At 75.6% G+C, this 13,126-nt stretch carries 15 protein-coding genes; 12 read left to right on the plus strand and 3 right to left on the minus strand.

Annotation, left to right across the window (positions count from 1 at the left end):
* Positions 1-201: 201 nt before the first annotated feature.
* The 4 genes from QNH85_RS08685 (at position 202) to QNH85_RS08700 (ending at position 3,868) form a co-directional block, all read left to right on the plus strand.
* Positions 202-1,191: a hypothetical protein gene (locus QNH85_RS08685; protein ID WP_282945792.1), complete on the plus strand. Its 990-nt coding sequence runs from the start codon at positions 202-204 to the stop codon at positions 1,189-1,191.
* 147 nt (positions 1,192-1,338) lie between these two features.
* A complete protein-coding gene (locus QNH85_RS08690) occupies positions 1,339-1,722 on the plus strand; it encodes a DUF3039 domain-containing protein (RefSeq protein WP_282945794.1) in 384 nt (127 codons plus the stop codon).
* Positions 1,719-3,524, plus strand: a complete 1,806-nt coding sequence (locus QNH85_RS08695) for a DEAD/DEAH box helicase (RefSeq protein WP_282945796.1) — start codon at positions 1,719-1,721, stop codon at positions 3,522-3,524. The genes QNH85_RS08690 and QNH85_RS08695 overlap by 4 nt, the downstream gene beginning before the upstream one ends.
* 188 nt (positions 3,525-3,712) lie before the next feature.
* Complete coding sequence (locus QNH85_RS08700; RefSeq protein ID WP_213282755.1) at positions 3,713-3,868, plus strand: hypothetical protein; 156 nt, start codon at positions 3,713-3,715, stop codon at positions 3,866-3,868.
* Positions 3,869-3,948: 80 nt separating this feature from the next.
* On the opposite strand, the gene QNH85_RS08705 is transcribed toward QNH85_RS08700, so the two are convergent.
* Positions 3,949-5,268 carry a nicotinate phosphoribosyltransferase gene (locus QNH85_RS08705; protein WP_282945798.1) on the minus strand — a complete coding sequence of 440 codons (1,320 nt, stop codon included), beginning with the start codon at positions 5,266-5,268 and terminating at the stop codon, positions 3,949-3,951.
* A gap of 60 nt (positions 5,269-5,328) precedes the next feature.
* Here QNH85_RS08705 and clpS point away from each other — a divergent pair, with 60 nt between their 5' ends.
* From clpS to QNH85_RS08740, 7 genes are all read left to right on the plus strand, one after another.
* A complete protein-coding gene (gene clpS / locus QNH85_RS08710) occupies positions 5,329-5,616 on the plus strand; it encodes an ATP-dependent Clp protease adapter ClpS (protein WP_428830381.1) in 288 nt (95 codons plus the stop codon).
* A complete protein-coding gene (locus tag QNH85_RS08715) occupies positions 5,617-6,348 on the plus strand; it encodes a DUF2017 family protein (RefSeq protein ID WP_282945799.1) in 732 nt (243 codons plus the stop codon).
* A 10-nt stretch (positions 6,349-6,358) separates the two neighbouring features.
* Positions 6,359-7,174, plus strand: a complete 816-nt coding sequence (gene murI, locus QNH85_RS08720) for a glutamate racemase (RefSeq protein ID WP_213282759.1) — start codon at positions 6,359-6,361, stop codon at positions 7,172-7,174.
* 154 nt (positions 7,175-7,328) lie between these two features.
* The gene (locus QNH85_RS08725) at positions 7,329-8,132 is read left to right on the plus strand and encodes an MBL fold metallo-hydrolase (protein ID WP_282945801.1); all 804 of its coding nucleotides are present in this window, start codon (positions 7,329-7,331) and stop codon (positions 8,130-8,132) included.
* 64 nt (positions 8,133-8,196) lie between these two features.
* Positions 8,197-9,018 carry a ribonuclease PH gene (rph, locus tag QNH85_RS08730; RefSeq protein ID WP_282945803.1) on the plus strand — a complete coding sequence of 274 codons (822 nt, stop codon included), beginning with the start codon at positions 8,197-8,199 and terminating at the stop codon, positions 9,016-9,018.
* Entirely contained in the window at positions 9,015-9,665 is a 651-nt protein-coding gene (rdgB, locus tag QNH85_RS08735; RefSeq protein ID WP_282945804.1) for an RdgB/HAM1 family non-canonical purine NTP pyrophosphatase, read from the plus strand. The genes rph and rdgB overlap by 4 nt, the downstream gene beginning before the upstream one ends.
* A gap of 8 nt (positions 9,666-9,673) precedes the next feature.
* Positions 9,674-11,290 (plus strand): ABC-F family ATP-binding cassette domain-containing protein, encoded by a 1,617-nt coding sequence (locus tag QNH85_RS08740; protein ID WP_282945805.1) that lies wholly within the window; start codon positions 9,674-9,676, stop codon positions 11,288-11,290.
* A 15-nt stretch (positions 11,291-11,305) separates the two neighbouring features.
* Here the strand turns inward: QNH85_RS08740 and QNH85_RS08745 are convergent, their stop codons facing one another.
* Complete coding sequence (locus QNH85_RS08745; RefSeq protein WP_282945807.1) at positions 11,306-12,010, minus strand: Pr6Pr family membrane protein; 705 nt, start codon at positions 12,008-12,010, stop codon at positions 11,306-11,308.
* A gap of 3 nt (positions 12,011-12,013) precedes the next feature.
* Positions 12,014-12,568 (minus strand): NUDIX hydrolase family protein, encoded by a 555-nt coding sequence (locus tag QNH85_RS08750; protein WP_213282764.1) that lies wholly within the window; start codon positions 12,566-12,568, stop codon positions 12,014-12,016.
* 147 nt (positions 12,569-12,715) lie between these two features.
* On the opposite strand from QNH85_RS08750, the gene trxA reads away from it, so the two are divergent.
* Positions 12,716-13,087 carry a thioredoxin gene (gene trxA / locus QNH85_RS08755; protein ID WP_213282765.1) on the plus strand — a complete coding sequence of 124 codons (372 nt, stop codon included), beginning with the start codon at positions 12,716-12,718 and terminating at the stop codon, positions 13,085-13,087.
* Positions 13,088-13,126 lie beyond the last annotated feature (39 nt).

Consider the following 13,126-nt stretch of genomic DNA (forward strand, 5'->3'; position numbering starts at 1 on the left):
GGCCGCCCCGCCGGGCGGCCGCCCCGTCCGCCGAGGTCGTCACTCCGTCACGAGGTCGTCAGTCCTGCGGGACGACCTCGTGACGGAGTGACGACCTCGCGCATCGGGACGCGCGACGCCTCCGTGGCGACGCGCCGGCGGTCGTCCCCAGGTGTTGTCGCCGTGCTGGTCAGCGGCCGTCGTGACGGGCAGCCTGACGGGATGTCGACGAGCTCGGGAGCAGGCCGGGGAACGGCGTGGGACGCGGTACGGGACGGCGTGCTGCTCTCCCGGGACGCGCTCCCGGAGGACATGCGGCGCGTGCGGTCGGATGCCGCATGGCGGCGGCTGCGGCGTGGCGCCTACCTCCCGCCTGCCACGGGCCCGGAGGCGGAGCACCTCGCGCGCCGACGCGCCGCCGTCGCCCGGGTGCGCGCCGTGCACGCCGACCAGCGCGCGCCCGCCTGGTTCAGCCACCTGACGGCCGCTCTGCTGTGGGGCTGCGACGTGCTCGAGGTGCCGGACCTCACGCACGTGGTGCAGCGCAGCCGGCCCCACGTCCACGGCGACCCGGCCGTCGCCCGGCACCACGGCGACGTGGCGGACGCGGACCGGGACGTCGTCCAGGGTCTCCCGGTGACCGGGCTGGCACGGACGCTCGTCGACTGCGCGGGTACGCTGCCGCGCGAGGCCGGCGTCGTGGTCGCCGACTCGGCTCTCCGCCTGGGCGCGGACCCTGCGCGCGTCGCCGCCCTGGTCGCCGAGCGGGCGGGGCGACGGGGTGTCGCGGCTGCTCGGGAGGTGCTCGCGTTCGCCGACGGGCGGGCGGAGTCGCCGGGGGAGTCGCTGACGCGGTGGCACCTCGCGAGGGCCGGACTGCCGCCGGGCGTGCCGCAGCTCGCCGTCACGACGCGGCTCGGGGTGTTCCGCGCCGACCTGGGCTGGCCGGACCGGGGCGTGCTCGTCGAGTTCGACGGCTTCGTGAAGTACACCGGCGCGTTCGGCCGGTCGCCGGCCACAGTGGTGTTCGAGGAGAAGCGGCGTCAGGACGCGCTCGAGGAGGCCGGCTGGCGCGTGCTCCGCGTCACCTGGACGGACCTCCGCGCACCGGCGACCCTGTCCCGCCGGGTGGCGACGGCCCTCGACCTGCCGCGAGGTCGTCACCACGACACGAGGTCGTCCCGCAGGACTGACGACCTCGTGCAGGACTGACGACCTCGTGCAGGACTGACGACCTCGTGGGCGCGGCGGGGAGGCGGCGACGGCGGGGCGGGGCGGGTCGCGGCCGGCGGGGCGGGAGCGGGCGGGGTGCGGGTCGTCACAGCGGGGGTGTCGGAGGGGCCGCGTACGATGGACGGCATGAGTGAGCCCCTGCCGCCGAGCACCGAGCCGGACCGACTCTCGGACCCCAGCACCGGCACCGGCACCGGGCTGCTGGAGCGCCCGGAGGAGCAGCTCGCCGAGCCGGGGGACCACGAGCGCTTCGCGCACTACGTGCGCAAGGAGAAGATCATGGAGTCGGCGCTGTCCGGCAAGCCCGTGGTCGCGCTGTGCGGGAAGGTCTGGGTGCCGGGCCGCGACCCGAACAAGTTCCCGGTGTGCCCCGTGTGCAAGGAGATCTTCGAGGGTCTCCGCGAGCCGCAGGACGGCGGTGACGGCGGCTCCGGCTCGGGGTCCGGCGGTCGCCGCTGGGGCGGCTTCGGCCGCGGCAAGGGCTCGGGCGACTCCTCCGGCGGACAGTGACCGCCGCGGACCGCCCGTCGTCCGCACCCGCCACGCACGCGTCCACGTCGGCCGCCTCGCACCTGCCGCCGGCGTTCCCGGGGCGTGCGCCGTGGGGGACGGCGGGGAAGCTGCGCGCCTGGCAGGCCGAGGCGCTCGAGCAGTACATGGCCACCGGCCCGCGGGACTTCCTCGCGGTCGCGACGCCGGGCGCCGGCAAGACGACGTTCGCCCTGCGGATCGCCACGGAGCTGCTGCAGGCGGGGATCGTGCGCCGGGTGACCGTCGTCGCGCCCACCGAGCACCTCAAGCACCAGTGGGCCGACGCCGCCGCGCGGGTGGGCATCAAGCTCGACCCGAACTTCAAGAACGCGCAGGGCCGGCACGGCCACGGGTTCGACGGCGTCGCGCTCACCTACGCGGGCGTCGCGGCGAAGCCGGCGCTGCACGCGGCCCGCACCACGGCCGCCCGCACGCTGGTGATCCTGGACGAGGTGCACCACGGCGGCGACGCGCTGTCCTGGGGCGACGCTGTCCGTGAGGCGTTCGAGGGCGCGACCCGGCGCCTCGCGCTCACCGGCACGCCGTTCCGGTCGGACACCGCGGCGATCCCGTTCGTCGAGTACGAGCGCGGCGTCGACGGCATCCGGCGCAGCAAGGCCGACTACACGTACGGGTACGCCGAGGCGCTCCGGGACCACGTGGTCCGCCCCGTGCTGTTCCTCACGTACTCCGGGTCGATGCGCTGGCGCACGAAGGCGGGCGACGAGATCAGCGCCCGCCTGGGGGAGCCGCTGACCAAGGACATGACCGCGCAGGCGTGGCGCACGGCGCTCAACCCGGACGGCGAGTGGATCCCGTCGGTGCTGGCCGCCGCGGACCGCCGCCTGACCGAGGTCCGCCGCTCGGTGCCCGACGCCGGGGCGATGGTCATCGCGACGGACCAGACGGACGCCCGCGCGTACGCCGGTCACCTCGCCCGGATCACCGGGAAGTCGCCCACGGTGGTCCTGTCGGACGACGAGGGGGCCAGCGCCCGGATCGACGAGTTCTCGGACTCCGACGACCGGTGGCTGGTCGCGGTGCGCATGGTGTCCGAGGGCGTCGACGTCCCGCGGCTCGCGGTCGGCGTGTACGCGACGAGCGCGGCCACGCCGCTGTTCTTCGCGCAGGCCATCGGGCGGTTCGTGCGCGCCCGCAAGCGCGGGGAGACGGCGTCGGTGTTCCTGCCGAGCGTCGCCCCGCTGCTGGCGCTCGCCAACGCCCTGGAGGTCGAGCGGGACCACGCCCTGGACCGACCGCTCACGGCGGAGGAGCAGGGCGAGGACTACCACCCCGAGGACGCGCTGGTCGCCGAGGCGAACCGGTCCGAGAAGGGCTCCGACGCGCTGCAGGGCACGTTCGAGGCGCTGGAGGCGCAGGCGTCGTTCGACCGCGTGCTGTTCGACGGCGGCGAGTTCGGGACGGGCGCGGACGTGGGCTCCGAGGAGGAGCTCGACTTCCTCGGGCTGCCCGGCCTGCTGGACCCCGACCAGGTGACGACCCTGCTCCGGCAGCGCCAGGCGAGCCAGCAGAGCGCGAAGAAGGGCCGCGCGCAGGCCGCCGAGGACCGCGCCGAGATGGATCACCGCAAGCAGGCCGAGCTGCGCAAGGAGCTCGCCCAGCTGGTCGGCGCGTGGGCCCGGCGCAGCGGCCAGCCGCACGGCGCGGTGCACACCGAGCTGCGGCGGCGGTGCGGGGGGCCGGAGGTCGCGCTGGCCGACCCGGCGCAGCTCGAGGCGCGGGTGACGATGCTCCGCGGGTGGTTCGTCGGCAAGCGCTGACGCACGTCACACCCGCGGCGACGCCGCAGGTCAGCGCGGCGCGCATACCAGGGAGCGCCGCCGGCGCAACCGGGGCGTTCGACGTGCCGAACCGTCCGATCCCTGCCAGTGTCATTCCTGTGAACAGGGCGTTCGCCGGGAATCAGACCCGGCGGACCATGGAGCAGGGGGACGGAAGGAGCGCTGGAATGCCTACGTGGCTGATCCTCGTCATCATCGGTGTCGTGCTGCTGGTCCTCGGCGTGGCCGTGGAGGCGGCGAAGTTCCTCCTCTGGATCGGTATCGCCGTGCTGGTCGTCAGCCTGATCCTCGGCCTGCTGCGCCGGGGCAAGGCCCGCGTCTGACGACGCGCACCGAGCACGACAGCGCCCGCGCTCCCTGGTGACAGGGGGCGCGGGCGCTGTCGCGCTCGGGGGAGTCCGGGTCAGAGCGTCCGGGTGACCGTCGGCAGCGCGGCCTCGTCGGCGGACAGGCGCCGGGCACCGCGGGGCAGCTCCTCGCGGGACGCCGCGTGGCGTGCGGTCGCCGCCGCGACGCCTTCGGGGCCGGTCCAGCCGGGCTGCACGGCGCCGTCGACCACGAGCGGGACCACGAGGCCCCGCAGGTCCTCGCTGTCCGGCACCCAGTCCCGCACGGCCTCGTCGGCCCCGCCGACCACGACCTCCTCGACCGCGCGACCGTCGCCGTCCAGGCGGCGGGCGGCGGTCTTGCGGCCCCCGACGGACTCCTTGGCGAACGACGCCTTCGCGACGGGCGCGAGCCGGCCGTCGGCGCCCTCGCGGGCCACGAGCTTGTAGACCATCCCGCAGGTGGGGGCGCCGGAGCCGGTGACGAGCGAGGTGCCGACGCCGTAGGAGTCGACCGGCGCCACGGCCAGCGCGGCGATGGCGAACTCGTCCAGGTCGGACGTCACGACGATCTTCGTGTCGCGCGCGCCGAGGCCGTCGAGCTGGGCCCGCACCTCCTGGGCGAGCACCCCGAGGTCGCCGGAGTCGAGCCGCACGGCGCCGAGCCCCGGACCGGCGGCCTTGACCGCCCGCTCGACGCCGCGGCGCACGTCGTAGGTGTCCACGAGCAGCGTCGTCCCCGGCCCGGCGGACGCGACCTGCGCGGCGAACGCGGCCTCCTCGTCGTCGTGCAGCAGCGTGAACGCGTGCGCCGCGGTGCCGATCGTCGGCAGCCCGTACCGGCGGCCGGCCTCGAGGTTGGACGTCCCGGCGAACCCGGCGACGGCCGCGGCCCGGGCGGCGGCGACGGCGGCCTGCTCGTGCGCCCGGCGCGCGCCCATCTCCAGGCACGGGCGGCCGATCGCGGCGCTGGTCATGCGGGACGCCGCCGAGGCGATCGCGGAGTCGTAGTTGAGGATCGACAGCACGAGCGTCTCGAGCAGCACCGCCTCGGCGAACGTGCCCTCGACCGTGAGCACGGGGGAGTGCGGGAAGAACATCTCGCCCTCCGCGTACCCGCGGATCGTCCCGGTGAACCGGTACCCGGCGAGGAACTCCAGCGTGGCGTCGTCGACGACCCCCTCGGCGGCCAGCCAGTCGAGCTCCTCGGCGCCGAACCGGAAGTCGTCCAGCGCCTCGAGCACCCGGCCGGTGCCCGCGAGGACCCCGTACCGGCGCCCGTGCGGGAGGCGGCGGGTGAACACCTCGAACACGCAGCGGCGCCCGGCGGTGCCGTCGGCGAGGGCTCCCTGGAGCATCGTGAGCTCGTAGCGGTCGGTCAGCAGCGCGGTGCTCATGACGACACCGTAAGCGCCGGTGCGGGCAGCGCGCCGGGTCAGGGCACCTACAGTGGACGGGTGTCCGTGGAGATCGCACCCGAGGAGACCGCCCACGTCGAGGGCGCCCTCGCCGACACCTGGGTGACGATCGTGTGGAACGACCCGGTCAACCTGATGTCCTACGTCACCTACGTGTTCCGGTCGTACTTCGGCTACCCGCAGGCGAAGGCGGAGAAGCTGATGCGCGAGGTGCACGAGCAGGGCCGCTCGGCGGTGTCCTCGGGCGGCCGGGAGCAGATGGAGGTGGACGTGCAGGCCATGCACTCCTTCGGCCTGTGGGCCACGCTGCAGCGGAGCGACGCGTAGGTGCGGGCGTTCCGGCGGGAGGGCGACGCGCTCGTCGCGGAGGTCGAGCCCGGTGAGCGCGAGGTGCTGGCGACCGTCGTCGCGGACGTCGCGGAGCTGCTGGGCGGCGGGCGGCTCGAGGAGCGCACCCCGCTGGTCGGCCACCCGGACGCGGGGTCCGTCGGGCTGCGGCTGCGGCTGGACCCGCTGCCCGCACCCGACGACCCCGCGGTGCTCCGGCTGCTGCCCGACGCGTCGCGCGACGAGCCCGAGGTCGCCGCGGAGTTCCGGCGCCTGACCGAGGACGACCTGCGGCAGCAGAAGATCGACCGGCTGGCGGATCTGTTCGACCGGCTGACGGCGGACGAGGACCCGGACGCCGCGGACGACGACGAGCCGGCCCGGGCCTCGTCCCGCCGCCGGCACCGCGCGCGCGGCCGCCACGCCGCCGCCACCGTCGTCCGGGTCCCGAAGGACCAGGCCCCGGCCCTCGCCGCGACGCTCACCGACATCCGCCTGGTGCTCGGCGAGCGCCTGGGCGTCACGGACGAGGAGGAGAGCGACCGGCTGGAGCGGGACGTGGTCCGCGCCGACCCGGCCACCGACGACCGCGCCGCGCAGGCCCGGCAGTACCTCGGCTCGGTGTTCCTGGCGCTCGGGTGGTGGCAGGAGACCCTGATGGCGTGCCTGCTGGCGGACCTGCCGGACGTGCCTGAGGGCGGCGGGGCCGGGTCCGCGCGCGGACGGCGTTAGGCTCGGACTCGTGAACGACGCTCCCATCGGGATCTTCGACTCCGGGGTGGGTGGCCTCACCAACGCGCGGTCGATCATCGACCAGCTGCCGCACGAGTCGGTGCTCTACATCGGCGACACCCTCAACACCCCGTACGGCCCCAAGCCGTTGGCCGCGGTGCGCGCGCACGCCCTCGAGGTGATGGACGACCTGGTCGACGCGGGCGTGAAGATCCTGGTCATCGCGTGCAACACGGCGTCCTCCGCCGTGCTGCGGGACGCGCGCGAGCGGTACACGCTGCGCAAGGGCATCCCCGTGGTCGAGGTGATCCTGCCCGCGGCCCGCCGGGCGGTCGCCGCGACCCGCACCGGCCGGATCGGCGTCATCGGCACCAAGGCGACCGTGGAGTCGCGCGCGTACGACGACGCGTTCGCCGTCGCCCCCGGGGTCCGGCTGACCACGCAGGCGTGCCCGCGGTTCGTGGAGTTCGTCGAGGCGGGCGTCACGTCCGGGCCGGAGCTGCTGAGCGTCGCGGAGGAGTACCTCGGGCCCGTCCGGGACGCCGGGGTCGACACGCTGGTGCTCGGCTGCACGCACTACCCGCTGCTCACCGGCGTCATCTCGTACGTCATGGGCGAGGACGTCACCCTCGTGTCCAGCGCCGAGGAGACCGCGAAGGACGTCTACCGCACGCTCGTGGCCCACGACCTCGAGCGCGACCCCGCCGCCGGCCCCCCGGAGCACCGGTTCCTGGCGACGGGCGACCCGGAGCCCTTCGCGCACCTCGCGCGCCGGTTCCTGGGCCCCGAGGTCCGGCACGTCGAGGAACGCCAGGCCCTGCGCTGACGGCCCGCGCCGACCGCCCGGTGGGCGGCGCCGTGACGAGCGACACGGACCCGGCCCGGCCGTTGCCCGGACGCGACCCCGCGCCGCACGGCATCATGGCTCACGGGCCGCCGCCGGACGTCGGACTGGCGACCGTCGACGGGGAGTGGTGCCGATGAGGCTCGTGGTCGTGGGCAGTGCGGGGTCGTTCCCGGGCCCGGACGCGGCAGCGTCCTGCTACCTGGTCCAGGCCGAGGGCCCGGACGGGGCGGGCGGGACCCGCACGTGGAGCGTCCTGCTGGACCTGGGCAACGGCGCGCTGGGGCCCCTCCAGCGGCACATCGCGCCCGCCTCGCTCGACGCGGTCGCGATCAGCCACCTGCACGCCGACCACGTCGCCGACGTCGTGGTGCTCGGCGTGATGCTGCGCTACGACCCGCGCGGGCTGCGCCCGGAGCCGCTGCCGCTGTTCGGGCCCGAGGGCGTCCGGGAGCGGCTCGCGCAGCTGTCGGGGCACGACCCGGCGACCGACACGACGGACCACCTGACGCTCGGCACGTGGCGTGCGGGGGAGCCGGTCCGGATCGGGCCGCTCACCATCGAGCCCGTGCCGGTCGAGCACCCGGTGCCGGCGTTCGGGTTCCGGGTGACCGGCCCGTCGGCCGCCGACCCGGGGCGCACCGTGACCCTCGCGTACACCGGGGACACCGACGAGTGCGCCGGGCTCGACGACCTCGCCCGCGGCGCGGACCTGCTGCTCGCCGAGGCCGCCTACCTGGAGTCGACCCCGCACGCCCCGCGTGGCGTCCACCTCACCGGCCTGCGCGCCGGGCGGGCGGCGCAGCGCGGCGGTGCGCGGCGGCTGGTCCTCACGCACCTGGTGGCCTGGAACGACCCGTCCGCCAGCCTCGCGGAGGCGACGGGCGTGTACGACGGGCCGGTCGACGTCGCGCGCCCCGGGATGGTCGTCGAGCTCTGACGCACGCCCCGCGTGCCGGCCGGGGCGACAGGGCTCGTGGGTGGTCCGGGCTACCCTCGTGGGCATGACCTCGGACTCCTCCACCAGCCCCGCCGTGCCCTCGACCGGGGGCCCCCGCGCGGACGGCCGCGCCGCCGACGAGCTGCGGCCCGTCTCGATCACCCGTCGGTACCTCGACGCCGGTGAGGGCAGCGTGCTGGTCGAGTTCGGCGGCACCAAGGTGCTGTGCGTCGCGTCCTTCACGGCCGGGGTGCCGCGCTGGCGCAAGGGCTCCGGCGAGGGCTGGGTGACCGCCGAGTACGCGATGCTGCCCCGCTCGACCACCACCCGCTCGGACCGGGAGTCCGTGCGCGGGAAGATCGGTGGCCGCACGCACGAGATCTCCCGCCTGATCGGCCGCTCGCTGCGCGCGATCATCGACGTCGCCGCGCTCGGCGAGAACACCATCGTCCTGGACTGCGACGTCCTGCAGGCCGACGGCGGCACCCGTACCGCGTCGGTCACGGGGGCGTACGTGGCGCTCGCGGATGCCGTGGCGTGGGGCATCGCCCAGGGGTCGGTGAACCCGAAGAAGACCGTGCTGCGGGACTCCGTGTCGGCGGTGAGCGTCGGCATCGTCGACGGCCTGCCCGTGCTGGACCTGCCCTACGTCGAGGACGTGCGCGCCGAGACGGACATGAACGTGGTCGTCACCGGCTCGGGCGACTTCGTCGAGGTGCAGGGCACGGCCGAGCACGCGCCGTTCAACCGCGGGGAGCTGGACTCCCTGCTCGACCTCGCGCTGGTCGGCACGACGGAGCTCGCGCGGGTTCAGGCGGAGGTGCTGGCGGTGCCGGCGTCCGAGGGCACCGTCACGGTCCGCGGCGGCTCGGCGGTGCGCGCATGACCGGACCGGCCCGCCTGGTCCTGGCGACCCACAACGCCCACAAGGTCGGCGAGCTCCGCGCGATCCTCGTGCCGGCGCTCCCCGGGCTGGACCCGGCCTCCGTGGTCGGCGCCCGCGACGTCGGCGCGCCGGAGCCCGTCGAGGACGGCGTGACGTTCGCCGAGAACGCGCTGATCAAGGCCCGCGCCCTCGCCCGGCACACCGGCCTGCCCGCCGTGGCCGACGACTCCGGCCTGTCCGTCGACGTGCTCGGCGGCGCTCCCGGGATCTTCTCCGCCCGGTGGTCCGGGCGGCACGGCGACGACCGGGCGAACCTCGACCTGCTCCTGGCCCAGCTCGCGGACATCGCGTCCGAGCACCGTGCCGCCCGGTTCACCTGCGCGGCCGCTCTGGTCACGCCGGACGGCACCGAGCACGTCGAGATCGGCCACCTGCCCGGCACGCTCGCCCGGGCGCCGCGAGGGGACAACGGCTTCGGGTACGACCCGGTGCTCGTCCCCGAGGGCGACACGCGCACCTGCGCGGAGCTGTCCCCGGAGGAGAAGAACCGCATCTCCCACCGCGGCCAGGCGTTCCGCGCGCTCGTGCCGGCGATCGTCGCGGCGCTCCGCGAGCGGTCCGCCGCCGACCGGCCCGCGGGCGGCTGAGGGCGCGCGTGGCTGACGTCCACCTCGTCGCGGACGCCCTCACCTTCGGCTACCCGGGACGACCGGTCCTCAACGCCGTCGGCATGTCGGCGTCCGCCGGCGACCGCGTCGGCGTCGTCGGGGAGAACGGGGCCGGCAAGACCACCCTGCTCCGGCTGCTGGCGGGCGACCTCGTGCCGACCGCGGGGGAGGTCCGGCGCACCGGGTCCGTCTCGGTGGTCCGGCAGGAGCTCGACGTCCCGCCGGGCTCGACCGTCGGGGACCTGATCCGCCGCACCGCGGGGCACGTGCGTGCGGCGGCGGCCCGGCTGGACCAGGTCATCGCCGGCTTCGACCACGAGGGCGGGGACCTCGCGGCGCTGACGGACGCCCTGGCCGCCGTCGAGCGGCTCGCCGCGTGGGACGTCGACCGGCGCGTGGACGAGGCGCTCACCCGGTTCGGCGCCCCCCGCGACCCCGCGCGCCGGCTCGACACGCTCAGCGTGGGCGAGGGCTACCGGGCGCGGCTGGCCTGCCACGTCGCGGAGCGGGCGGACATCCTGCTGCTCGACGAGCCCACGAACCACCTCGACGTCGGCGGCATCGACTACCTGACCGCCCAGCTGCAGCAGTGGCCGGGGGTCGTCGTCATCGTCACGCACGACCGGCGCCTGCTGGACGACGTGATGACCGCGATCCTCGACCTCGACCCGTCGATGGACGGCCGGCCCGTGCTCTACGGCGCGACCCGCTACGCCACCTACCGGTTCGCCAAGGACCAGGCGCTGCGGCGGTGGCGCGCCCGTTACGCGCAGGAGCGCAAGCGCGCCGAGAAGCTCGCCCGCCGGCTCGACGAGTCCTACGAGGGCCTCTCGGACGAGTGGCGGCCCCCGAAGGGCTCGCAGAAGCACCGTCGGGCCACCCGCGCGCGCATCCACGTGAAGGCCGCCGACCGGCTGGTGCAGAAGCTCGAGGCCGAGGCGGTCGAGGTGCCCGTCCCGCCGCCCGCGCTCGCGTTCCCGGACCTGCCGTCGCTGCCCGTCGGGTACGAGGGCGGGCCGCTGCTCGAGCTCCGGGCGCCGCGCGTCGCCGGTCGGCTCGACCTCCCGGGCGTGCGCGTCGACCTGCCGCCCGCCGGCCGGCTGCTGGTCACCGGCCCGAACGGTGCGGGCAAGTCGACGCTGCTCGCGGCGCTCACGGGCCAGGCGCCGCTCGACCGCGGGCAGCGCTCGGTGGCGCACGGCGTCCGCCTCGGCGTGCTCGTGCAGGACGACGACAGCCCCGCGCGGCTGCGGATGACGGGGTTCGACGCCGCGGCCCGCCGCGCGCTTGAGCTCCTCGCGTCCGGCGCGCTGGACCCGGCGCACGTGCTGCCGGTCGCGGCGCTCGGGCTGCTGGAGGAGGAGGACCTCGACCGCCCCCTCGGCGAGCTCTCGGTCGGGCAGCGCCGGCGGTTCGAGCTGGCGGCGGCCCTCGTCGCCGCGCCGCACGTCCTGGTGCTCGACGAGCCCACGAACCACCTGTCGATCGCGCTCGTCGACGAGCTCACCGAGGCGCTGCGGATGACGTCGGCGGCGGTCGTCGTCGCGACCCACGACCGCGCGATGCGCGCGGACCTGTCCGACTGGCCGTCGATCGAGCTCTGACGGCGGCGATCCCGCTCAGCGCGGGGCGTCGACGGCGTCCGGCCCCGGCGCGGCGGCGACCGCACCCGGGGTCCCCGGCAGCACCCGCTCCAGCAGCCGCACGAGCACCGCGAGCACGAGGAAGCCGACCGCGACGGCCGCGGTGTTGCGCACCGCGGTGGACAGGCCGATCGCCCCCGCGTCGAGGAACGGGTACGGGTACCAGCCCGCGACGGAGCCCCGCACGAACGTGTACGCGATCCACGCCAGCGGGTAGGCCACGGCCCACGCGACGGTGGAGCCGCCGAACCGCGGCCGCGGCCCGACGAGCAGCCACACCAGCCACGCCCCGACGGGGGTCACGGTGTGCAGCAGGAGGTTCGCCAGCCGGCCGCTGGGGGTGAGCACCGCCGCGGAGTCGGCGAGGACCGCGTGGTAGACCACGCCCGTCACCCCGATGCACAGCAGCGCGTCGAGGTGCAGGACCGCCCGCACCCGCCCCGTCCGGAGCGGCTGCGCGGCGAGCAGCCCCGATGCCACGGCGACGAGGATGTTCGACTGGATGGTGAAGTACGAGAACAGCCGGGTCAGCCGCTCCGCCATGGTCCCCGCGTCGCCCGGCCCGTCCGCCAGCGCGCGCCCGAGCTCCAGCAGCACCCCCGCGGTCGCCGCCAGCGCCAGCAGCGCGTGCAGCGTTCGGGTGACCGTCAGGGAGCGCGTCGTCGGCGCGGCGGCGGCCACGGGTCAGGGCATCCGGCCGACGTGCGCCATCGCCTGCCGCAGGAGCACGCCCTGCCCGCCGTTCATCTCCACCTGCACCTGCTCGCTGCACGCCTCCTCGGGCGTCAGCCACGCGAGGTCGAGGGCGTCCTGCTGCGGCCGGCAGTCGCCCGTGACCGGCACGACGTACGCGAGGGACACGGCGTGCTGGCGGGGGTCGTGGTACGGCGTGACGCCCGGGGTCGGGAAGTACTCCGCGACCGTGAACGGCTGCGGGGTCGGCGGGACCTGCGGCAGCGCGACCGGCCCCAGGTCCTTCTCGATGTGCCGCAGCAGCGCGTCGCGCACCCGCTCGTGGTACATCACGCGGCCGGAGACCAGCGCCCGGGACATCACGCCCTCGGGGGTGACCCGCAGCAGCAGGCCGACCGCCACCACGTCGCCGGAGTCGTCCACCCGCACGGGCACGGCGTCCACGTAGAGCAGGGGCAGGGAGCGGCGCGCCGCCGCGATGCCCTCGGGACTCAGCCACCCGGAGGGGCGCTCGGGCTCGCGGGGCAGGTCAGCCGTGTCGGTCACCTGGCAGTTGTACCCCGCACGAGCCCCCGCGGCCCACCCCGACTCGCGGGTCGGACGGCTGCGGCGCGCGGGCGGCCTCGGGCACGGGAATACTGGAACAGGTCCGGACGCTCTACTGGCGTCAATCCAGACAACAGGAGGCGACAGATGGCGACGACCGAGCTGACGGCCGACAGCATCCAGCAGACGATCACCGAGAACGACATCGTGCTGGTGGACTTCTGGGCCGACTGGTGCGGTCCGTGCAAGCGTTTCGGCCCGATCTTCGAGCAGTCCTCGGAGGCGCACCCCGACATCGTGCACGCGAAGGTCGACACCGAGGCCGAGCAGCAGCTCGCAGCCGAGCTCCAGATCACGTCGATCCCGACGCTGATGGCCTTCCGCGAGGGCATCCTCGTGTTCAACCAGGCGGGTGCCCTGCCGGGCCCGGCGCTGGAGCAGGTCGTCGACGCGGTGAAGGCGCTGGACATGGACGACGTCCGCGCGCAGATCGCGGCGGCCGGGGCCACGCAGAACTGACCCCCGCACCACACTCGCGACGCCCCCGCACGCCACCGC

This window comes from Cellulomonas endometrii (assembly GCF_949769265.1).
Lineage (GTDB): Bacteria > Actinomycetota > Actinomycetes > Actinomycetales > Cellulomonadaceae > Cellulomonas > Cellulomonas endometrii.

What these genes read in the sequence shown, in the direction of transcription:
- QNH85_RS08685 (WP_282945792.1), top strand. Translation starts at nt 202, where the DNA reads ATGTCGACGAGCTCGGGAGCAGGCCGGGGAACGGCGTGGGACGCGGTA.
- QNH85_RS08690 (WP_282945794.1), top strand. Translation starts at nt 1,339, where the DNA reads ATGAGTGAGCCCCTGCCGCCGAGCACCGAGCCGGACCGACTCTCGGAC.
- QNH85_RS08700 (WP_213282755.1), top strand. Translation starts at nt 3,713, where the DNA reads ATGCCTACGTGGCTGATCCTCGTCATCATCGGTGTCGTGCTGCTGGTC.
- QNH85_RS08705 (WP_282945798.1), bottom strand. Translation starts at nt 5,268, where the DNA reads ATGAGCACCGCGCTGCTGACCGACCGCTACGAGCTCACGATGCTCCAG.
- QNH85_RS08725 (WP_282945801.1), top strand. Translation starts at nt 7,329, where the DNA reads ATGAGGCTCGTGGTCGTGGGCAGTGCGGGGTCGTTCCCGGGCCCGGAC.
- rph (WP_282945803.1), top strand. Translation starts at nt 8,197, where the DNA reads ATGACCTCGGACTCCTCCACCAGCCCCGCCGTGCCCTCGACCGGGGGC.
- rdgB (WP_282945804.1), top strand. Translation starts at nt 9,015, where the DNA reads ATGACCGGACCGGCCCGCCTGGTCCTGGCGACCCACAACGCCCACAAG.
- trxA (WP_213282765.1), top strand. Translation starts at nt 12,716, where the DNA reads ATGGCGACGACCGAGCTGACGGCCGACAGCATCCAGCAGACGATCACC.